Source organism: Micromonospora sp. WMMD712, assembly GCF_029581295.1.
Classification (GTDB): domain Bacteria; phylum Actinomycetota; class Actinomycetes; order Mycobacteriales; family Micromonosporaceae; genus Micromonospora; species Micromonospora carbonacea.
The window spans coordinates 573,968-595,000 of record NZ_CP120743.1 but is presented as its reverse complement, the minus strand read 5'-3'; the positions used below and the strand labels follow the sequence as shown (position 1 = coordinate 595,000).

General features: G+C 73.8%; 19 protein-coding genes (1 of these 19 running past the window's edge). 5 read left to right on the top strand and 14 right to left on the bottom strand.

Going from position 1 to position 21,033, the window contains the following annotated elements:
- The 7 genes in view from O7633_RS02280 to O7633_RS02250 are tightly spaced (at most 32 nt apart) and all read right to left on the bottom strand, a layout consistent with a single transcriptional unit that may run on beyond the window.
- A protein-coding gene (locus O7633_RS02280; RefSeq protein ID WP_282325713.1) for an Lrp/AsnC family transcriptional regulator crosses the window boundary here: on the bottom strand, positions 1-866 show its 5' portion. Its footprint begins 115 nt before the window's first position; only the first 866 of its 981 coding nucleotides appear in the window; its start codon is at positions 864-866; the stop codon falls past the left edge of the window.
- Positions 850-1,701 (bottom strand): alpha/beta hydrolase, encoded by an 852-nt coding sequence (locus O7633_RS02275; RefSeq protein ID WP_282325712.1) that lies wholly within the window; start codon positions 1,699-1,701, stop codon positions 850-852. The genes O7633_RS02280 and O7633_RS02275 overlap by 17 nt, the downstream gene beginning before the upstream one ends.
- A gap of 32 nt (positions 1,702-1,733) precedes the next feature.
- A complete protein-coding gene (locus O7633_RS02270; RefSeq protein ID WP_282325711.1) occupies positions 1,734-2,903 on the bottom strand; it encodes a Xaa-Pro peptidase family protein in 1,170 nt (389 codons plus the stop codon).
- Between the two features lies 1 nt (position 2,904).
- On the bottom strand, positions 2,905-3,786 hold the full coding sequence (locus O7633_RS02265; RefSeq protein WP_282325709.1) for an ABC transporter permease: 882 nt from the start codon (positions 3,784-3,786) through the stop codon (positions 2,905-2,907).
- A complete protein-coding gene (locus O7633_RS02260; RefSeq protein ID WP_282325708.1) occupies positions 3,783-4,748 on the bottom strand; it encodes an ABC transporter permease in 966 nt (321 codons plus the stop codon). The genes O7633_RS02265 and O7633_RS02260 overlap by 4 nt, the downstream gene beginning before the upstream one ends.
- 4 nt (positions 4,749-4,752) lie before the next feature.
- Positions 4,753-6,342 (bottom strand): ABC transporter substrate-binding protein, encoded by a 1,590-nt coding sequence (locus O7633_RS02255; protein ID WP_282325707.1) that lies wholly within the window; start codon positions 6,340-6,342, stop codon positions 4,753-4,755.
- The gene (locus O7633_RS02250; RefSeq protein WP_278135062.1) at positions 6,342-7,550 is read right to left on the bottom strand and encodes a membrane dipeptidase; all 1,209 of its coding nucleotides are present in this window, start codon (positions 7,548-7,550) and stop codon (positions 6,342-6,344) included. The genes O7633_RS02255 and O7633_RS02250 overlap by 1 nt, the downstream gene beginning before the upstream one ends.
- Before the next feature lie 276 nt (positions 7,551-7,826).
- On the opposite strand from O7633_RS02250, the gene O7633_RS02245 reads away from it, so the two are divergent.
- The 5 genes from O7633_RS02245 (at position 7,827) to O7633_RS02225 (ending at position 13,605) form a co-directional block, all read left to right on the top strand.
- On the top strand, positions 7,827-8,777 hold the full coding sequence (locus tag O7633_RS02245; protein WP_282325704.1) for an ABC transporter ATP-binding protein: 951 nt from the start codon (positions 7,827-7,829) through the stop codon (positions 8,775-8,777).
- Entirely contained in the window at positions 8,761-9,789 is a 1,029-nt protein-coding gene (locus O7633_RS02240) for an oligopeptide/dipeptide ABC transporter ATP-binding protein (protein ID WP_282325703.1), read from the top strand. Before O7633_RS02245 ends, O7633_RS02240 begins: the two co-directional genes overlap by 17 nt.
- Before the next feature lie 73 nt (positions 9,790-9,862).
- The gene (locus tag O7633_RS02235) at positions 9,863-11,692 is read left to right on the top strand and encodes an SCO2524 family protein (protein ID WP_278135056.1); all 1,830 of its coding nucleotides are present in this window, start codon (positions 9,863-9,865) and stop codon (positions 11,690-11,692) included.
- A gap of 3 nt (positions 11,693-11,695) precedes the next feature.
- Positions 11,696-12,613, top strand: coding sequence for an SCO2523 family variant P-loop protein (locus O7633_RS02230; protein ID WP_282325702.1), 918 nt, complete (start codon positions 11,696-11,698; stop codon positions 12,611-12,613).
- A complete protein-coding gene (locus tag O7633_RS02225; protein WP_282325700.1) occupies positions 12,610-13,605 on the top strand; it encodes an SCO2522 family protein in 996 nt (331 codons plus the stop codon). The genes O7633_RS02230 and O7633_RS02225 overlap by 4 nt, the downstream gene beginning before the upstream one ends.
- Here the strand turns inward: O7633_RS02225 and O7633_RS02220 are convergent.
- From O7633_RS02220 to O7633_RS02190, 7 genes are all read right to left on the bottom strand, one after another.
- Positions 13,590-14,456, bottom strand: coding sequence for a hypothetical protein (locus tag O7633_RS02220; RefSeq protein WP_282325698.1), 867 nt, complete (start codon positions 14,454-14,456; stop codon positions 13,590-13,592). The two genes, O7633_RS02225 and O7633_RS02220, sit on opposite strands and share 16 nt — an antisense overlap.
- Positions 14,453-15,364: an SCO2521 family protein gene (locus O7633_RS02215; RefSeq protein ID WP_282325696.1), complete on the bottom strand. Its 912-nt coding sequence runs from the start codon at positions 15,362-15,364 to the stop codon at positions 14,453-14,455. Before O7633_RS02215 ends, O7633_RS02220 begins: the two co-directional genes overlap by 4 nt.
- Positions 15,365-15,490: 126 nt before the next feature.
- Positions 15,491-17,068: a Na+/H+ antiporter gene (locus O7633_RS02210; protein ID WP_282325694.1), complete on the bottom strand. Its 1,578-nt coding sequence runs from the start codon at positions 17,066-17,068 to the stop codon at positions 15,491-15,493.
- A 119-nt stretch (positions 17,069-17,187) separates the two neighbouring features.
- Entirely contained in the window at positions 17,188-17,796 is a 609-nt protein-coding gene (locus O7633_RS02205; RefSeq protein WP_282325693.1) for a hypothetical protein, read from the bottom strand.
- 30 nt (positions 17,797-17,826) lie between these two features.
- Complete coding sequence (locus O7633_RS02200; RefSeq protein ID WP_282325692.1) at positions 17,827-19,020, bottom strand: ABC transporter permease; 1,194 nt, start codon at positions 19,018-19,020, stop codon at positions 17,827-17,829.
- Entirely contained in the window at positions 19,017-19,757 is a 741-nt protein-coding gene (locus tag O7633_RS02195; protein ID WP_043963511.1) for an ABC transporter ATP-binding protein, read from the bottom strand. The genes O7633_RS02200 and O7633_RS02195 overlap by 4 nt, the downstream gene beginning before the upstream one ends.
- On the bottom strand, positions 19,757-20,989 hold the full coding sequence (locus tag O7633_RS02190; protein ID WP_282325688.1) for an efflux RND transporter periplasmic adaptor subunit: 1,233 nt from the start codon (positions 20,987-20,989) through the stop codon (positions 19,757-19,759). Before O7633_RS02190 ends, O7633_RS02195 begins: the two co-directional genes overlap by 1 nt.
- Positions 20,990-21,033: the final 44 nt, after the last annotated feature.

Here is a 21,033-nt window from a genome sequence, read left to right as displayed (position 1 = left end):
AACGCGTGCACGTCGTCGGTGGTGGGCAGGATGACCTCGCAGAACAGCGCGTTGCGGTTGAGGGTGGCCGCGACGTACCGGACGCCCCGGTGCGTGCCCAGCTCGTGGGCTAGGGAATCGAGGCGGGCCGGGTCGACGGTGATGTTGAAGATGATCTCGGACTCGAAGCCGAGCGCCGGCGCGGAGACCAGCGTGACCACGCTGATGCAGCCCCGGCGCTGGAGCACCTCGAACCGGCGGCGCACGGTGCTCTCGTCGACGCCGAGGGCCTTGGCCACGGCGCGGAAGCTGGCCCGCCCGTCCTCCTGCATGAAGTCGATGATCTTCTCGTCGGCGGCGTCGAAGTGACCCGGCGCGCACTTGTGCACCTCGGCGACGGTGTCGGGCGTTCCCGGCACGACGAGCTGTTGGCCCCAGTCGTGGGAGACCTTGTAGACGTGCAGGGTCAGGTCGGTGTCGCAGCGCTGCACGCCCTCGATCGCCTGGATCTCCTCGACGATCCGGGCGTGCAGCGAGTCGCCCCGCCGCAGGCTCAGCTCGGCGATGATGTCCGCCGGGCCGGTGACCAGGGCCAGGAAGCGCAGGTCGGCCCGGTCGGCGAGCTGGGCCAGCACCCGCTTCTGGGTGCCCGGCTCGCAGGTGATGCGCAGCACGAACAGGTCCGCCGCGCCCGGGTACTCGACGTCGGGCATCACCGCGACCCGGACGATGCCGTCCCGGAGCAGCTGCTGGCCCCGGCGCGCCACGGTGGTCACCGACGTCTGGCACCGCTCGGCGATCTCGGTCCAGGTGGCCCGCCCGTCGGCCTGCAACGCCAGGATGATCCGCCGGTCCAGCTCGTCCAGGTGCTCAGGACCGCTGCTCATCCGCCCCCACCTCGCGTAGGAAGGCGCGTACCGTCTCGCGCCACAGCTCGGCCTCCTCCACCTGCGGGGAGTGGCCCGACTTCTCGAACACCACCAGCCGCGCGTCGGGGACCAGGTCGACGATCGTCTGGCTGCTGGCCACCGGGGTGATCCAGTCGTCGCGGCCGACGGTCACCAGCGTCGGGCAGGTGATCCGGTGCAGGTCGGCCTTGATGTCGTACGCGGGCTGGTTCACCGCGAACGCGTGGTTGTGCGTCTCGTAGCGGTAGAACGTGGCCTCGACCTTGGCCTCGACGGCCGCCGGATCGTAGACGTGGTCGTAGAGCGGCAGGATCTCCCGCCAGCAGTCCCGCAGGTCGTCATCGTCACGCACCCGTCCGGTGTTGATGCGGTCCAGCTTGTCGGGGTCGATCTTCACACGGGTGGATGCCTCGGCGTTACGCCGGGCGGCCTTCTCGTTCTCGTGGTCGGCGGAGGTGTCGCGCAGCACGAGGGCGGTGAGCCGTTCGGGGTGGCGGATCGCGTACTCCATGGCGATGAAGCCGCCGTAGGAGCCGCCGGCCAGGACGAACCGCTCCGCGCCGGCCCATTGCCGCAGCGCGTCGACGTCGGCGACCCACTGCTCGTGGGTGAACGGCGGCCGGCCCTCGCTGACGCCGCTGCCGCGGGCGTCGAAGACCAGGACGCGGAACGTGTCGGCGAACGGCCGGAACGTGGCGCGGGGCTCGGCGCGGGAGCCGAGGCCGGGCGCGCCGTGGTGGGCGATGAGCAGCGGAGCGTCCTCGGCGCCGAAGACCTCCACCTCCAGTTCGTTTCCGTTGATCGGCAGTCGCACGGCGGGCACTCCTCAGGGGACGGGACGGCGGTTCAGGGGACGGGGATGACGACGTCGTCGAGGGAACGGGGGTAGCTGGTGAAGGGGCGGGCCCCGGATCCGGTGATCAGCATCGAGTCGGAGATGCGGTAGCCGGCGTGGCCGGGCACGTAGATGCCGGGCTCGTTGGAGACGACCATGCCCTCCTCCAGGACGGTCGGGTCGCCGTCCTCCAGCCAGGGCGGCTCGTGCATGCCGAGGCCGATGCCGTGGCCCTGCCGGTGGCGCAGGAACCCGGCCAGGCCGGCGGCGCGGATCACGTCGAGGCAGTGCCGGTTGGCGTCGGCGCAGACCACGCCCGGGGCGAGGAACTCGGTGCCGGCCTGCTGCGCGGCGCGCACCGCCTCGTAGTAGCGGCGCTGCGCGGCGCTGGGCTCGCCGAGGAGGAACGTGCGCTCCCCCTCGACGTACCGGCCGCCGACGGCGCAGCCGAGGGAGAGCATGAACGTGTCGCCGGGGCGCAGCCGGTAGCCCGAGGGCAGGCCGTGCGGGTGGGCGCTGTTGGGGCCGGCGTAGACGAGGCCGCCGGCGAGCAGGGACACCACCACGACGTCGGCGTGGTCGGCGTACATCGTGGTGGTGCCGACCCGGGTGACGTGCGCGGCCAGCTCGGCCTCGCTCGGCAGTTCGCCGCCGGCGGCGAGGGCCTGCTCGACGAGCTCGCGGCCGGCGACCAGCATGAGGTCGGTGATCCGGGCGGCCTCGGCGTGCAGGGCGATCTCCTCGGGCCGCTTGCGCAGCCGGGCCGTGCCGACCACGTCGGCGATCTCCAGCTCGGCGCGGGGCAGGTCCCGGGCGATCTCGGCGACGCGGGCGGCGGCGGTGCTGCCGGGGTGGCCGACGCGGCCAGCGACGTCGCGCAGGTGGGTGAACGGCGGGACGCGGCCGGGGAACTCCGGGTAGGACACCAGGTCGGCGGCGGCGTGCTGGGCCTGCGCGTGCTCGCGCTCCAGCTCGGGCAGCAGCAGCCGGGTGGGCCCGTCGACGGGCAGCAGCACGGCCACCGGTCGCTCGCAGGGGTGGTGGAAGAAGCCGGTGAGGTAGGCGACGTCGTCGGGGTGGTCGGTGAGGACGGCGGCCAGGCCGGCGCGGTCGGCGGCGGCGCGCACGTCGTCCTGCACCGACCGGTAGAAGTCCACGGGGAGCCGTTGGGTCGACAGCACGTCAGTTCTCCCGGGTGCGTGGGTTGCGGGCGTCGTTGTAGGCGATGGAGATGAGGGTGGCGGAGACGACGAGGGCGAGCATAGCCAGCGACGGGAACAGGGTGGTCCACCAGGCGCTGGACATCGCGCCGGACTGCTGGGCCTCGTAGAGGATCCGGCCCCACGACCAGCTGTTGGGGTCGCCGAGGCCGAGGAACGCCAGGCCGGCGGCCGACAGCACGGCCCGGGAGGCGGTGAGCACGACCGACACCACGATGACGGGGGCGACGGCGGGCACCAGGTGCCGGCGGATGATCCACAGCCAGGAGCCGCCGGTGAGCCGGGCGGCGTCGATGTAGGGCAGCCGGACCACGGCCAGGGCCTGGGAGCGGACCACGCGGGCCACCTCCGGCCAGGAGAACAGGGCGATGACCACGACCACCGTGGCGAGGCTGGGCCCGGCCAGGGCGGCGACGAGGATCATCAGGGGCAGCACCGGCAGCGACAGGGCGAGGTCGACGACCGTGCCGACCACGGTGTCGACCTTCGGGAAGTACGCGCCGAGCACCGCGACGAGCACGCCGATGACGATGGCCAGGGCGGAGGAGAGCGCGGCGACGAGCATGCTGATCCGGGTGCCCCAGACGACCTCGGCGAAGATGTCGCGGCCGAGGTTGTCGGTGCCGAACCAGTGCTGCCCGGACGGCGGGGTGAGCACCGCCGGGCCGTAGCCGCCGGGGTAGTCGGCGATGAGCGGGGCGGCGACCGCGACGACGACGAGGGCGGCGAGCACGGCGAGGGAGGCCAGGCCCAGCGGGTTGCGGCGGAACGCGGTCCAGGTGGCGCTCGCGGCGGTCGGCTCGTCGGCGACGACCTGGTCGAGGGCGATGCCGGGGGCGGTCACTGGGTCCTCACCCTCGGGTCGAGCAGGCCGTACGCCAGGTCGGTGAGCACGTTGGCGAGCACGACGGTCGCGGCGAGCAGGACGAACGCGCCCTGCAGGACGGGGTAGTCGAGCTGGGTGACCGCCTCGTAGATGCCCCGGCCGATGCCCGGGTAGGCGAAGACGGTCTCGGTGAGCACCGCGCCGCCGACGAGGAAGCCCAGTTGCAGGCCGACCAGGGTGGTGGTGGGCAGCAGCGCGTTGCGCAGGGCGTGCTTCCACACCACCTTGCGGTTCGGCAGGCCCTTGGCGGTGGCCAGGACGCAGTAGTCCTCGCCGAGGGAGTCGATGAGGGTGGCCCGCAGGGTCAGCACGTAGGAGCCGAGCTGCACCAGGACCAGGCTGACGCAGGGCAGCACCAGGTGGGCGGCCACGTCGAGGTACCACCGCCCGCCGTAGACGCCGGGGCTGTACGCGCCGCCGATGGGCAGCCACCGCAGTTGCAGGCCGAACAGGAACAGCAGGGCGATCGCGACGCTGGGCACGAAGACCGACTGGCCGACGACGCCGCCGACCTGCACGAGCCGGTCGAGCAGCCCGCGGGGGCGGGTCGCCGCCAGCACCCCGAGGGGGATGCCGACGGCGACCGTCACCAGCAGGGAGGACCCGGTGAGCAGCAGGGTCCACGGGAGGCGTTCCAGCAGCACGTCGGTCACCGGAACGGACTGGGTGATGGAGACCCCGAGGTTGCCCTGGACGAGCTGCCACAGGTACTTGCCGTACTGGACGAACAGGGGCTCGTCGAGGCCGTACTGGCGCAGCAGGATCGCCTGGGTCTGCGGGGTCATGTTGGGGGTGGCGACGGCGAGCGCCGGGTTGCCGGGCAGCAGCCGCAGCAGCAGGAAGGTGATCGTGGTGGCGAACCAGAGCGTCAGGACCGCCCGTCCGAGCCGCCGCGCGACGAAGCCGACAACCGGTGGCATGTGCTCAGCCGACCTTCCGCGCGTTCGCCAGGGACTGCGGGTCGACCACCGACAGCAGCTCGCTGGGCTTGACCACGAAGCCGTCCCACTTGTCGCTGTGGGCGACGTAGAGGTTCTGCATGTACATGACGTTGTCGTAGACGTTGTCGTGCACGAGGGTGGCGGCCTGCCAGATCAGGTCCTTCTGGGCGGCCTTGTCGGTGGTCGCGGTGGCCTTGGTGATCAGCGCGCTCAGCGCCGGGTCGTCGACCTTGGTGTAGTTGATGGCGCCGTCGGGCAGGAACGTCAGGGCCATGTTGGTGGCCGGGTCGTCCATGATGGCGAAGTTGCCGGCGTAGATGTCGTACTCGCCGGCGGCGGTCTTGGCCAGGTAGGTGTTGCGGTCCATGCCCTGCAGCTCGATGGTGATGCCGGCCTGGGCGGCGTTGTCCTTGACCAGCTGCGCCCACTGCGCGGTGACGGCGTCCTGGAGCGAGTAGATCATCGTGAGCGGGCGCAGGGTGCCGACGCCGGACTCGCCGACCAGCTTGCGGGCCAGCGCCGGGTCGAAGGCGTACTCCTTGAGGTCGGGCTTGACGAAGTCCTTCAGCACCGGCGGGATGGGGCTGGAGCCGGTGGTGACCGCCTGGCCCTGGAGCACGACGGAGCGGATGGCCTCGTAGTCGACGGCGTGGGCGAGGGCCTGCCGCACCTTGAGGTTGTCCAGGGGCTTGCGGGTCATGTTGTACGTCATGTGGGCGTACCCGAGGCCCGGCACCTCCTGGACCTTGACGCCGGGGGTCGACTGGAGGGTCTTGACCTGGGCCGGGGGCAGGGCGTTGGCGATGAGGTCCACGTCGCCGTTGCGCAGGGCGAGGATCTCGGTGTTGACGTCGGGGTAGACCCGGTAGACGACCTTCGCCACGTTGGGGGTGCCGGCGGGGGCCATCGGGTACGGGGTGACCCGTTCCAGGGTGTAGCTCTGGCCCTTGGCGACGGTGGTGAGCTTGAACGGCCCGGCGCTGACCCAGTCGCTGTTGTTGGCGAAGGTGCCCGCGTCGGGGGCCTTCTCGAAGACGTGCTTGGGCACGACGTTCATCCAGAAGCCGACCTCGTCGACGACGGTCGCGTCGGGCCGCTTGAGCTTGAGCTCGACGCGGGTGGCCGTCGGGGCGGAGGCGGACTCGACGTTGGCGAGCTGGCCGTAGACGACGTTGCCGGCGGGCTTCTTCGTCATGATCGTGTTGATGGTGTACGCGACGTCGGCGGCGCTGACGGCGGTGCCGTCGCTCCACTTCATGTCACCGCGCAGCTCGTAGAAGCCGGTGGTGGGGTCGCTGTAGCCGCGGTCGGCGGCCAGGTACGGCTGCTTGGCGCCGTTGGCGTCGATGGTGAGCAGCCGCGGGTACATCAGGTTGGTGATCCAGCCGTCGGTGCGGCTGTTGCCTAGCAGCGGGTTGAAGTTGACCACGTCGGTGGTGGTGGCGATGGTGAGGGTGGCGTTCTTGTCGCCGCCCTGGGCGGCCGACTCGCTCGGCGCGCTGGGGCTGCAAGCTGCCGCCGCGGCCACCGCGGCGAGCGCGGTGACGGCGACGAGGGATAGGCGGAGACGCATCAGACCCAGACCTCCTCGAGGACGCGGATGGTGTTGCCACCGATGACCTTGCGGATCTCGTCGTCGGAGTAGTCGTGGGCCACGAGCCACCCGATGATGTTGTAGAAGCACTCGGCGGGGTTCTCCAGGCCGTCGACGTACTCGACCTTGGGGTACTCGACGCGGCCGTGGGCCTCCTTGGTGGACAGGTTCGCCGCGAAGGCGTCGTGCAGCCCGACGTGGTCGCCGAAGAGGGTGTCGGGGCCGAAGGCCACGTGGTCGATGCCGATGAGGTCGACCGCGTGGACGAAGTGGTCCATGACCGACTCCAGGCTGTGCCGGGGGTGGGCCGGGGACAGGGTGGTGTGCGGGGCGGCCTCCAGGCCGAGCACCCCGCCGCGCTCGGCGCAGGCGGCGATGACCGCGTCGGGCTTCATCCGGTTGGTCGGCCACACCTCGCGGGAGCCGCAGTGGGTGATGAACACCGGCTTGGTGGACTTCTTGATCACGTCCATGGCGGTGCGGTCGCCGGAGTGGGAGATGTCGATGGCCAGGCCGAGCTTGTTCATGCGTTCGACGGCCCGCTCGCCGAAGTAGGTCAGGCCGCCGTCGCCGCGCTCCTTGAGGCCGCCGCCGAGCATGTTGGCCTCGGAGTAGGCGATGCCGATCTGCCGGACGCCGAAGCCGTAGAGCACGTCGAGGCGGTCGACCTCGTTCTCGATCATGGTGGCGGCTTCGAGGGCGAACACGTGCGCGAGCCGGCCGGTCTCGTGGGCGTGGTAGATGTCCTTGAGCGACTCGGCCTTGATCACGTAGTCCTGGTGGGCGATGTCGGCCATCCGCACGCCGAGGTCGAACAGCACGTCGGTGTACTTCCAGCCGGCGTCGCTGGAGATGCAGCAGGTGCCGTCCATGCCGTTGTCGAACACGGCGGTCATGCCGGAGCGGGACAGGCCGAGGTAGCCGGTGGGTTCGCGGCCGGCCCGGATGTGCTCGCGGAGCTGGCCCATGTCCTCGGGGAAGACCTGGACGTGGTCGTGCAGCGAGATGACGATCTCGTCGCGCAGCAGCCGCTGCGTGCGTTCCCGCTGGCTGTCGGAGAGGTCGAGGCCGGCGTAGGCCGGCACCCGGCCGATCTGCTCGGCGTACCGGAACTTCTTGAAGTCCTTGCCGGCCTCCAGGTAGTCGTACGCCGTGTAGCCGGTGTAGCGCTTCGCCTGTTCAAGCATCCGCGTGGGTCCCTTTCAGATTCGCGGCCCGCGAAGAAGGGGCGCGGCCGCCGGGGTCGACGCCCAGAACCGGCGCGACCGATTAGAGGGTTGCAATGATTCGGCACGGAAGTCAAGATGCAGTTCAGGAACAGGCATGGACGGCCATCGCGGCGGGGATTACCGGCACGGGCGTCCGTTATGCGTAGCTGGAGGCCCGCGGTGAATCAGCCAGACGCCCCAACCACCGCCCCACCGGACGGAGGAGGACAGGCCCTGTCGGTACGCGGGCTGTCCGTGACCTTCGCCACCCGGCGCGGCGACGTGCCCGCCGCCGTGGACGTCGACCTCGACGTCGCCGCCGGTGAACTGGTCGCGCTGCTCGGCGAGTCGGGCTCCGGCAAGTCGGTCACCGCGAAGGCGATCATGGGGCTGCACCCGCCGACCGTGCGCGTCGAGGCCGACCGGATCGCGCTCGGCGGCACCGACCTCACCACGCTCACCGAGGCCGGCCGCCGGGCCGTGCGCGGCAACCGGATGAGCATGGTCTTCCAGGACGCCCTGTCCGCCCTGAACCCGGTGCTCAGCATCGGCGACCAGCTCGGCGAGCTGTTCCGCACCCATCGCGGCGCCTCCCGCAAGCAGGCCCGCGCCGCCGCCGTCGACCTGCTCGCCCAGGTCGGCATCCCCGCCCCGGCCCGCCGGGTCGACGAGTACCCGCACCAGTTCTCCGGCGGGATGCGCCAGCGCATCCTCATCGCGATGGCCATCGCCCTGCGCCCCGAGCTGATCATCGCCGACGAGCCGACCACCGCCCTCGACGTCACCGTCCAGGCGCAGATCCTGGAGCTGCTCAACGGGCTGCGCCGGGACCTCGGCATCGGCATCCTGCTGATCACCCACGACCTCGGCGTCGTCTCCGAGGTAGCCGACCGGGTGGTGGTCATGTACGCCGGGCGGGTCGTGGAGACCGGCACCACCGCCGAGGTCCTCGGCGCGCCCGCCCACCCGTACACCGACGCCCTGCTGCGCTCCGTGCCCCAGGCCCACCAGCGCGGCGACGACCTGTACGCCATCCCCGGCACCCCGCCCAACCCGGCCCGCAAGCCGCCCGGCTGCGCGTTCCACCCCCGCTGCGACCGGGTCGTCGAGCGGTGCCGCACCGAACGCCCCGCGCTGAGGGTCACCGGCGGCCGCGCCGCCGCCTGCCACCGCACCGAGGAGTTGTCGCATGCCGTCACCGGCTGAACCGGTCCTGGTCGCCACGGACCTGCGCAAGACGTTCACCACCGGCCGGGCCGGGCTCGGCCGCACCCGGGTCAGCGCCGTCGACGGGGTGAGCCTGCGGCTGCACGCCGGGGAGTCCCTCGGCATCGTCGGCGAGTCGGGCTGCGGCAAGTCCACCCTGGCCCGGCTGCTGGTCGGCCTCGAACGCCCCGACGCGGGCAGCATCGTGGTGCGGGGCCGCGACATCACCGGCGTGCGGGGGCGGGACCGGCGGCTGCTGCGGCGACAGGTGCAGATGGTCTTCCAGGACCCGTACACCTCGCTGGACCCGCGCATGTGCGTGCGCGACCTGATCGCCGAGCCCCTCGTGGTGCACGGCCGCGGCGACCGCCGCGCCCGCGCCGACCGGGTCGCCGAGCTGCTCGGCCTCGTCGGGCTCGCGCCGGAGCTGATGCACCGCTACCCGCACCAGTTCTCCGGCGGGCAGCGCCAGCGCATCGGCATCGCCCGCGCCCTCGCCCTGGAGCCGGAGATCCTCGTCTGCGACGAGCCCGTCTCCGCCCTCGACGTCAGCGTCCAGGCGCAGGTGGTCAACCTGCTGCGGGACCTGCAACGCCGGATGGGCATCGCCCTGGTGTTCATCGCCCACGACCTGTCCGTGGTGCGGCACGTCGCCGACCGCACGGCGGTCATGTACCTCGGGCGGCTCGCCGAGATCGGCGACACCGAGACCGTCTACACCCGGCCGGCCCACCCGTACACCCAGGCGCTGCTGTCCGCCTCCCCCGTGGTCGACCCCACGGGCCGACGCGGCGGCAGCCGGCGCATCGTGCTCGCCGGCGACCCGCCCAGCCCGTCCGACCCGCCGCCTGGCTGCCGGTTCCACACCCGCTGCCGGCTGGCCCGCGAGCAGTGCGGGCAGGTGCAGCCCGTGCTCGGACCGACGCCGGGCGACGCCGACCGCGAGGTCGCCTGCCACCTCTCGGACCTGGCGCTGCGGGAGGGCGCGGGCGGCGTGCCGGCCCGGGCCTGACGCCCTTGCGCCGGTGCCCCATCCTGGGAGGCGGGATCCGTGTGGCGGCCGGCGAGGAGGTGTCCCTGCGCCCATGAGGATGCAACCTCGGCAACAGCTGCTGGAGATCTGGCGGGCGACGGCGCGGCTGTGCTATCGCGACGGCACCTGGGTGTGGGGAGGGCGCGACGGTTCCAACTCGATCAGCGACGCCGAGCAGTTGCTCTGCCTGATGCTGCCCGCCACCACCGATCCGCGGTTCGTGCTGGAACGGCCGGATGCGACCTCCGACGACGCGCTGCGGGCGCTGGCCGACCTCGGCGACTCGATCGGGGTCCCCCGGCTGCTCGTCCGCGTCCTCAGCGAGTACCTGCAGCGGTACACGGACCCCGACGGCACCCCGGTCTTCTCCGGCGCGGGCTACTTCCACGTCGACGGGTCCGACGAGGTCAGCGTCGAGCAGGCCGGGATGGACATCGTCGACTCGTACACCATGTCGGTGCGGCTGTCGCTCGCGGCGATCGGCTTCGCCCGGGTCTTTCGCACCGTCGTCACCCGGGCCCAGCTTCGCGCCGAGATCAACGAGCTGGAGGAGCAGGCGAGCCGGCGGCTGACGGCGGCGATGGTCGGGCTGCTGCGCAGCTTCGCCGTGTCCGTGTTCGAGGCCGACTCGCCGGCCGGCCGGACGCTGATCCGCACCGTCAACCAGACGGGGCTGCCCGACCGGATGGTCGTCGAGAGCCTGTGGCAGGGGCTGGCCGACGTCCGGGCCGCGCTGCGGGGCGTCCGGATCGCCGCGCCCGACGTCACCGACACGCTGGACCACCCCGGCCGGCTGTTCGAGTGCGGCTGGTCCTGGGGCGTCCTCAGGGACGCCCCCGAGGTGGAGGTCGGCGAGGAGGTCGGCGTCCAGCGGCCGGGCGTCGCCGAGGCCGCGCCCTACCTCTACTTCTCCCTCGCCGCCCTGAACGGGATCGAGGAGCTGTTCTCCGAGCGGACCCGGATCCTCGGCCTGCTGACCGAGGAGCAGGAGCGCCTCGCCCGGGCGCTGCAACTGCGCTGGGACATCACCCAACGCTACTGGTCCACCGTGGCCAGCTTCGGCACCGCGCGCTGGCCGCTGGAGGACATCCCGTGGCGCACGACCGACGACCAGGAGTCCGACTACTTCAGCCTCCTGGTGACCGCGATGACCGTGCAGGACCTCATCCAGCAACGCTCCCCCGACACCGAGCTGGGCCGGGTGGCCCGGGTGCTCGACGAGCTGGCCGGGCGGGCCCGGATCGTCCGCCGGCCATTCGCACGCGATCCGGCGGTCGCCCTGCACTCCCCCGGGGTGCTCATCTCCCTCGTCGGCAGCGAGAAGGCCGGTCCGGGCCGGCTGCTGTGGCCGTGCACCGACTTCTCCCCGCTGCTGCTCAAGCGCATGCTCGGCCTGGCCGGCCTGATGCGGGATCCGGGCCTGCGCGGCGAGCTGCTGCGCCAGGCCGACGAGGTGTGGGACCACCTGTCCCGCCGGCGGATCAGCGACGGGCCGGCGCGCAACCTGTGGGACCAGGTCGTCAACGTGTACCCCTTCGTCGACGACCGGCACGACCTGCCGTCGTGGCGGTACACCGAGCGGGTGGTCGAGTGCCTGGTCGCGGCGGCGCGGCTGACGGGCGGGCCGCCGCTGCGCAGCGAACGGCTCGTCGCCTACGGGGAGGACCTGCTGCTGGAGGCGGAGCACCTGTTCAGCCAGGAGCTGTTGAACGGGGCCGACACCGCCGGCCCGGCGATGCGTCAGCACCTCCAGGCCGTCCAGGCCGGCCTGGACCGCGCCCGGCGGATCATCGACACCCGGCCCGGCACGGCCGCGGCCCTCGCCACCCGCGTGCTGCAAGAGCTGGACCGGCTGGCCGCGGCGCGCCGGGACGTGGAGTAGGCCGTGCTGGTCTTCGCCGCCTCGGACAAGGGCGGAACCGGGCGGTCCGTCACCGGCTGCAACATCCTCTACCGGTGGGCCCTGGCCGGCGTCGACGTCTGCTACCTCGACTTCGACTTCGGCTCCCCGACGGTGGGCACGATCTTCCAGGTCGACTCCGTCGGGCGCGGCACTCCGTCCGGAGGGCTGCACAGCTACCTGACCGGCTCGGCGGCCAGCCCGCACCGGGTGGACGTGTGGACCGAGAGCGAGCGGCCCGGGCTGCGCACCCGGCCGGCCGGAACGGGCCAGCTGGTGCTGTTCCCCGGCGACGAGGGCGGCGGCGAGTTCCCCATCGACCCCGGGACGGTCCAGCGCTGCGCCCGCCTGCTGTTGCGGCTGGAGGAGGAGTTCGACGTCTGCCTGGTCGACCTGAGCGCCGGCCGCTCGTACGCGACCCAGCTCGCGCTCGCCGTCACCGCGCAGCGTGCCCTGGCCGCGGTGCCGGTGCGGTGGCTGGTCTTCCACCGGTGGACCCGCCAGCACATCCTCGCCGCCGCCGGGCTCGTCCACGGCCGGCACGGCATCGCGGACGCGGGGGAGGCGCTCGGGCACGACCGGTCGGCCCTGCTGGATTCGATCAGGTACGTCCGCACCGCCGTCGTCGACCTGGACTCCGCCGAGCTGGCCGGCCTGCGCCCGGGTCAGCTCGCCTGGTTGCGCGCCTGCAACCAGGACCTCCAGGAGCTGGCCAGCCGCAACCGCATGGGGCGGACCACGCTGCTGGGCAGCGCGCCGTTGGAGCCGCTGTTGCAGTGGCGCGAGCAGATCATCTCCGACAACGACGTCTGGGGCCGGGGAATCGCCAACCAGGCGACCGTCGAGGCGTTCGACCGGCTGGCCCGCGCGGTGACCCACGCCGACGCGTGGGAGAGCCTGTGACCGCGCCCGGCCCGGGCGGGCCGGAGCCGACCGGGCCGGCGGAGGTGCGTTTCGAGCAGGCCGGCGCCCGCCGCCGGGTGGAGGCCGTGCCGCTGGCCCGGCTCTCCGTGGAGCTGGGCCACCTCCGCCAGGCCGACTACGCCGAAGGCCCGGACCGGTACCGGAGACTGTTCGCCACGGTGGCTCCCTGGTTCCGGGCGGCCGCCGAGTCCGAGCGGCGAGGCGCCGACGACGCCCCCCGGGTGAGCACGTGCTACCTGGTGGACGACTACCTCGCCGACCCGGGCCCGCCCCGCGAGGTCCTGCCCCTGCTGCTGCGGGCCGCCGAGGAGCACGGCGTCGCGATCGACTACCTGGCCCGCGAGTCCGCGTGTGCCCAGGTCGGCGACGTCTCGCCCGCCGCGATCGTGGCGGGCAGCCTGGTCTGGGAGCCGACCCCCGGCACGAACGGGACGCGGCCGCCGCCCACGGTCGCCGGCTGGCTGTCCAACGGGCAACGGTCGGGTCCCGGGGACGCCGCCGAGGGCGGCCAGGCGATGTCGCCGGGTGCGCAGTGGGTCCCGCCGCGGCAGAACGTCCCCCGGCGGCACTCCGTCTTCGTCGACGTCGAGCTGTGGGACGAGCGCGACGGCGTGCGCACCTGGTCGTGCGCGTTCCTCGCGGGGGTGTGGCAGCTGCTGCGGCTCGGGCTGCTGCGCGACGCCGGGCGCCCCGTCGCGCGGCCCCGGCCGTGGCGCGGCGCCTTCCCGGACTCGTGGGCGGAGCTGCCCGCCGTGGTCCAGCTCGGCGACCGGCCCGCGCCGTTCTGCGCGTACCGGACGTTGTCGGTCCTGCCGGGCGGTTTCCTGCCGGTCGAGACGGCCGTCCGGACGATCCTCGACCAGGTCGCCGTGGACCCGGCGGCGGCGCGGCAGGTCCGCGACCGCGCCGCCGGCGAGGGGCTGGCCCTGCCCGGGCACCCCGTCGACCGGCTCCGCTACGTGTTCCTGTGAGCGGTCGGCAGGTCGGGGCCGAGCTGGTCCGCCGTCGCCAGCAACGCGACGACGGCGGCCACCCCCGCCGACAGCGATCCCACCTGCTCGCGGATGCCGCCGAGCACCGCGTACTCGTCGGCGTAGAGGGCCACGAGCGGGTCGATGCTGCGTTCGCCGAGGGTCCTCCGGGCGGCGTCGGCGAGGTGGCGCACCTCGCCCGGGTCGTCCCGCAGGAACGCGTCGACGTCGGCGAGCAGCCGATCGACGCGGTCGGCGGCCACCCGGGACGGCCACGAGACGCCGTGCGCGCGCAGCCGGGGGGCGACGTCCCTGCGCAGGTGCCGCCAGGTGGCCTCCGCGTCCCGTAGCACGTCCCTGGCCGACGGGGCGTCGCGCAGCCCCGCGTCGCACAGGCCGACCGCTTCCGTCCACAGGGTGAGCGCCTCGGCCAGGGCGGGCCCGAACCGATGGTCGGCCAGCCCGGGCAGCAGCTCGTCGTCGAGCCGCCGAAGGATGCCGGCGGCCCGCTCGGCCAGCCGCCGGTCGGGGCACAACGGCGCGAGGTCGGCGGCCAGTCGCTCGGCCGTGACGCGGGCGACGTGCAGCGCCTCGACCCGCTCGGTGCGGCGTCCCTCCACCGCGGTCACCCGGCGGAGCACGATGAGCGCCAGCGGGATGCCGAACAGCGCGCCGACGAGCGAGGACATCAGGTTGGTCAGGAAGGGCCGGTCGTCCCACCAGCCGAGCTGGTCGCCGACCACCCCCACGACCGTGCCGAGCCCGCCGGCGGACCACATGCCCAGCGAGGCGACCCGCACCGGCCGTCCGGTCTGCGCCCAGGCCTCGCGCAGGCCCGACAGCCCGCTCACCGGGGCCCGCCCGGCCGGTGCAGGGAGGCGAGGCCCACCCGGTCCCGGACCCAGGTGGCGCAGCTGTCCCACTGCCGGCTGAATCCCACCTGACGGTCCAGGCTCGCCCACAGCGGCGCGGTGGTCCGGTCCGGGCGCGCCGCCGGCATCCACAGGTGCAGGAGGTGGTCGACGATCGGGCGCAGCCGCCGCACCGCGTCCGCGCCGTCCGCGCCGACGGCCCTGTCGATCAGATGGAGCAGGCCGGTGAGCAGCCAGTCGTGCAGGGCGACGTCCTCGCAGAAGGACCTGACCTCGTCCCACGGTTCGCCGGCGGCGGGGGCCAGGCCGAGGCGCAGCGAGCGCAGGTGCCCCTCCTCCACCCCGAAGTCGATGTGCGCGGTCGTGGTGTGGCGGGCGGTCCAGCGCAGCCGCGTGCGCGGGACCCGGAAGGGCGCGCGCCGGTCCAGGCCGGCGGACTGGACCACGTCCATCAGCCGGGTGTTGATCGCGCCCAGGTCGAGGCCCCCGCCCGGCTGTTCGCTGGTGAGGAAGTCCTCGTCCGCCCGGTCCGCGAGCCGGCCCCCCAGCGGCTCCAGCACGCCGGGACGGGCCAGGTAGTGCGACCACACCGCACGCCGCCACCGGCTGTCGGGGGTGATCCGCGCGAACGAGGACGCCTGCACGACGTGGCCGCCGGTCACGGTGGACCGGGACGACACGGCCCCGACCACCCGGGTGCCGCCCGACGCGCCGCCGAACCGGCAGTCCACCCCCGTGAGCAGGGACGGGGAGACCGCGTACCGGATCGGCCGGTCCATGATCCCGACCCGTTCCCCGGGACGCAGCCGCAGGACCTGGGCCACCGTGCTGGCGGAGAGCGCGGTGGAGTGCTGCAGGAGGCCGGTGTGGACCTCGCCGATCAGCAATGGGGCCCCTGGCCCGGTGGTGTCCACGTCGATGCGTCCCTCGAACCCGCGAACCCGCGTTGCCCGGATGCGCTCCATCGTGGACCATCGCCGCAACCCGGCGGCCCGCCGCGCGGGTCCGGCAGGTCACTCGGGCGTGGGCGGGCCCAGCAGGCGGATCTCCTCGATGTCGAGCGCGGCCTGCAACTCGCGCAGCACCGTGTCGTCGATCTCGTTGGCGTTGCGCAGCCGGGTCACCTCGCGCCGCTTGCGGTCCAGGACCGCCAGCCGCAGCCGGCGCTCCAGGTCGCGGGCCGCCTCGGCGGCCTCGCCCTGCTCGGCGGCGCGGATGTCGTCGAGGTGGTCCTGGTAGTCGCTGCGGATCCGGTCGGCGACGTCCCGGTGCACGCCCAGCCGGTCGGCCGCCTCCGGCAGCGCCGCCAGCCCGGCCTCGGTGGCCCGCAGCCGGGCCATCCGCACCTCGTCGGCGCGCTGCTGGTCGCCGACGAGGCCCGCCCAGCGGACCACGAGCGGGAGGGTGGTGCCCTGCACCAGCATGATCATGACGATCACCAGCGCCGTGCAGAAGATGATCAGGTCCCGTTCGTGGACGGGCTCCCCCGCCGGCGTGGACAGCGGCACCGCGAGGGCCGCGGCCAGGGACACCGCGCCGCGGAAGCCGGCCCACCCGGCGGCCGTGCGGATCCGCCAGCCGACCCGCAGGGCCCGCTGCGACTTGCGGCGGTCGACCAGCGGCAACAGGTACGCCGACAGGTGCAGCCAGGCCATCCGGGTCGCCAGCACGGTGCCGGCGACCAGCACCGCGATGAGCAGCGCCTGCCCCGCCGACGTGCTGGTGACCCCGCGCACCGCACGGGGGATCTGCATGCCGAGCAGGACGAACAGGCCCCCGTTGATCAGGAACGTGGTGAGGTCCCAGAAGGCGTAGGCCAGCACCCGGGAGGGCGCCCGGATCACCCGGGGACCGGCGAAGGAGAGCACCAGGCCGGCGACCACCACCGCGAGCACCCCGCTGGAGTGCAGTTCCTCGGCGGCCAGGAACGCGACGAACGGTGTGAGCACGCTGAGCGCGCCCTCGCGCAGCGGGTCGTCGAGGCGGCGGCGGATCAGCACGACCACCACCCCGGTCACCAGCCCGGCCGCGACGCCGCCGAGGAACGACCCGCCCACGCGTACGACGAGCGGCAGCGCCCCCGGCGGCGCGCTGCCGGTGATCAGGCCGAGCGCGACGGCGAAGAGGACGAGCGCGGTGCCGTCGTTGATCAGGCTCTCCGCGCGCAGGACGGTGAGGAAGCGACGGGGCATCCGCTTGGCCAGGCCGGCGACCGCGGCGGCGTCGGTCGGGGCCAGCACCGCACCGAGCACCCACGCCGCCGGCCCCTCGACGCCGGCCGCCTGGGCGACCAGCGCCACCGTCACCATCGTGACCGCGACCAGACCCACGGCGAGCAGGGCGATGACGGTCAGGTTGGCGCGGATCTCCCGCAGGCTGATGGTGAGGCTCTCCCGGTAGAGGATCGCGGGCAGGAACAGCAGCAGCACCACGTCCGGTTCGAGCACCACGTCCGACAGCGGCGGGGCGAGCGCCAGCAGCGCGCCCATCCCGATGAGCAGGACCGGCGGGGCGACCCGGTAGCGCCCGCCGATGGTCGTGCCGACGAGCACGGTGGCCGCCAGCACCACGATCAGGACGAGCCCCTCCACGTCGACCCCTCCGCGTCGTACGTCCGGTGCGGCCGTACGGCGCCGGAGGCGCCTGCCCGCCCCCACATGGTTCTACGGCGGGCGGGGGAAGGAGGGGCGAACGGGCCTATCAGGCGGGGTCAGCCGCCGGCGGTGACGGAGGTGGCGGTCATGGCGTTGTCCGTCAGCGCGCCGCCCTGCACGGTCACCCGCTGGCCCCGCTCGATCGCCGTCAGCTTGCTGGCCCGGGTGGTCCGCACGGCCGTGTCGTCGGTGGTGCGGACCGTGACCACGGTGCCGTCGGCGGTCTCGACGTAGAGGGTGTCGCCGTCGACCAGCGTCACCGTGCCGGTGGTGGTGCCCGCGCTCGCGCTCGCCCCGGCGCTCGGCTGCCCGTCCTGCCCGGTGCCGCCCTGGCCGCGCCCCATCCCGGCCGCCCCGTTGGCCAGACCCGCCGGGAACGGCCAGGACGACGCCGCGGCACCCGCCGCCGGCTCGCCCCACCGCTGTTGCACCTGCACCCCGCCGACGAAACCGGCGACGACGAGCACGAGCGCGCCGAGGACCACCGTGCCCCGGTTCCACCACCGGCGGGGAGCCGCCGCGGCGAGCGCGGCGGTGAGGTCGCCGTCGGGCCCCGCGGCGGCCGGCGACGCGGGCGCGCGGTCGTCGTCCGGCTCCGCCGGGCCCGTCGGGTCCGTGGCGTCGCCGCCGACCCGGGCGAAGACGACGGTGTCGCTGTTGTCCATGTTCGATCCTTGCCTGTCGGGCACGCTGGCCTACTCGTAGCGCAGGGCGTCGATGGGGCGCAGCCGGGCCGCCCGCGCCGCCGGCAGGCCGCCGAAGAAGAGGCCGATCGCGACGGAGACGCCGAGGGCCAGCGCGACGGAGCTGGGCACGATCACGGGCCGGACACCGACGATGGTGAACCGGGACCCGAGCAGCGCGGCGGCCACCCCGAGCGCCCCGCCGAGGAGGCTCAGCAGGGTCGCCTCGATCAGGAACTGGGTCAGCACCGTCCGACGCCGGGCGCCGAGCGCCTTGCGGATGCCGATCTCCCGCGTCCGTTCGGTGACGGTCACGAGCATGATGTTGGTGATCCCGATGCCACCGACGAGGAGGCTGATCGCGGCGACCGCGCCGAGCAGGGTGGTGAAGGTGTCGGCCGTCTCGGTCTGGGTCTGCAACAGCTGCGCGGCGTTCTGGATCCGGTACGGCGCGCTGGCCGAACCGGTGGTGGGCAGCCGCTGGGCGAGCACCGTGGAGATCTGGGCCTGCACGGCGTCCACCTCGCCCGGGTCGGCCGCCTCGACGAGGATCGAGCTGATCGGCCCGTACCCGGTGAGCACCTCCCGCACGGCGCTCAGCGGCGCGACGGCGGTGTCGTTGGCGTCCTGGAAGCCGGTCGAGGACTTCGGCGCGAGCACCCCGACCACCGTGAACAGGGCCCCACCGGCGGTGACCTGCCGGCCGACCGGGTCGAGGCCGGCGAACAGCTCGTCGGCGACGGTCTGCCCGATGACGACCACCCGGCGGCCCTGCGCCTCGTCGTCGGCGGTGAACGCGGCCCCCGCGGCCACCGGCGAGTTGGAGGCGGCGAACCAGCCCGGCCGGGTGCCCACGAACTGGGCGACCTCGTGGTCGGCGCCCTCGTAGGTCACCGTCGTGGAGGTGGTCGCCAGCGGGGACACCGAACGGACGCCGGGGGCGAGCACCGGGTCGGCGAGCGCGTCGGCGACCTCGACGGTCAGGCCGCCCGGTCCCGAGCCGCGGTTGGTGCCGGTCACGGTGAGGGTGTTGGTGCCCAGCGCCTCGATCCGGCTGGTCACGGCCTGCGCCGACCCGTTGCCGACGGCCACCAGCAGGATCACCGCGGCGACGCCGATGAGGATGCCCAGCATGGTCAGCGCCGAGCGCAGCTTGTTGGCGGCCACGCCGCGCAGGGCGAACCGGATCGTCTCGGTGACGGTCATCGGCCGGCCACCGCCGCGTGCCGGCCCGTGCGGTCCTGGCGCTCGTCGGAACGGACCCGACCGTCGAGGAGCCGGATCAGCCGCCGGGCGCGGTCGCCGACCTCCGGCTCGTGGGTGATCAGCACGATCGTCCTGCCGGCGGCGTTGAGCTGGTCGAACACCGCCAGGATGTCCTCGGTGGAGCGGCTGTCCAGGTTGCCGGTGGGCTCGTCGGCGAGCACCAGCGCGGGCTCGGTGACCAGCGCGCGGGCCACCGCGACGCGTTGCTGCTGCCCGCCGGAGAGCTGATTGGGGTGGTGGTCGGCGCGGTCGGCCAGCCCCACCGCGTCCAGCGCGGCGAGCGCCCGTCGCCGCCGCTGCCCCGCCCGCACGCCCGCGTACGCCAGCGGCAGCTCGACGTTGGCCACCGCGCTGGTGCGGGGAATGAGGTTGAACGCCTGGAAGACGAACCCGATGAGCCGGTTGCGCACGAGGGCGAGCTGGCGGTCCGCCAGGCGACCGACGTCGACGCCGTCGAGCAGGTAGCTGCCGCCGGAGGGCGCGTCGAGGCAGCCGATGATGTTCATCAGGGTGGACTTGCCGGACCCGGAGGAGCCCATGATCGCCACGTAGTCGCCGGCGTCCACCGTCAGCGACACCCCGCGCAGCGCGTGGACGGCTGCGGGGCCCTCGCCGTACACCTTGGTCAGCGCGCGGACGTCCAGGACCGGACGGCGCGGCGTGGTCCGGGGCTCCATCAGCGGGTCCCGGTGCCGGCCCGGGGGCCGCCCTGTCCCCCGGCGGGGAAACCGCCGCCGGGGAAGCCTCCGCCGCCGGGGAAGCGGCCCCCGCCGCCGGTCAGACCGCCGCTGGTGCCGGAGGTGCCGGTCTCGGGCAGCACGACCCGCTCCCCCTCGGTGAGCCCGGAGGTGATCTCGTAGGCCCGGTCGCCGGCCAGGCCGACCTGCACCCGCCGGGTCTCCTGGCCGGTGTCGGTGAGGACGGTGACGCTCCGCCGGTCGCCGCTGCCGCTCACCGCGGCCGAGTTGACCTGCAGCACATTCTCGGCCGTGCCGGTCACGACGGCCACCCGCACGGTCTGCCCGGGCCTGGCCCCGGTGGGCAGGTCGGCGACGCCGAGGGTGACCCCGTAGGTGACCACGCCGTTGGCGGTGGTGGCCTGCGGGTCGATCGCCCGCACCTCGCCGGTGGCGGTGGCCCCGTCCAGGGCGTTCCAGGTGACGGTGGCCGGCTGGCCGGCCTTGAGCCGGGTGGCGTCGGCCTCGGCGACCGCGGCGGTGACCTGGAGCTTCGACAGGTCGGCGAGGTCGACGAAGCCGGACGAGGCGCCGGACGACCCGCCGGAGGCGGCCCCGGACGAGCCGGAGCCCGACGAGCCCGGTGACCCGGAAGCCGAGGAGCCGGAACCCGACGAGCCGCCGGACGGGCCGCCGACGGTGCCGTTGACGGCGACGACGGTGCCGGCCATCGGCGCGGTGAGCCGGGTGCCCTCCACCGCGGCCTCGGCCTCGTCGACGGCCAACTCGGCCTGGGTCACCTCGTTCTCCGCCGTGGCGGTGTCGGAGCCGGCGTCCCGCGCCCGCTCCAGCGCGTCCTCCGCCGCGTCCAGGTTCGCCTGCGCCACCTTCAGGTCGCGCCGGGCGTCGGCCGGGTCGACCTCGGCGAGCAGCTGGCCCTTGCGTACCTTCTGCCCGACGGTCACCGCGACCGAGGTGACAGTCCCGGCCGTGGCGAAGGTGGCGGTGGCGGTGGCGGCGCTCTCCAGCGAACCGTCCGCCGTGACCGTCGCGGTCACCGTGCCCCGGGAGACCTGGACCGTCCGGGTGCCGCCGGTCGTCCCGGCCCGCGCCGACGCGTCGCCGCGCACGGACAGCCAGGCCCAGGTGCCGCCGCCGACCAGCAACAGGGTCAGGACGGCGTTGACCGCCACGGTGGGCCGGCGCAGGACCGCCGGCAGGCGTGCACGCATGGAGGGGATCCTGGCGGCCCCGCCTCGGAGGATCTTCGACGTCA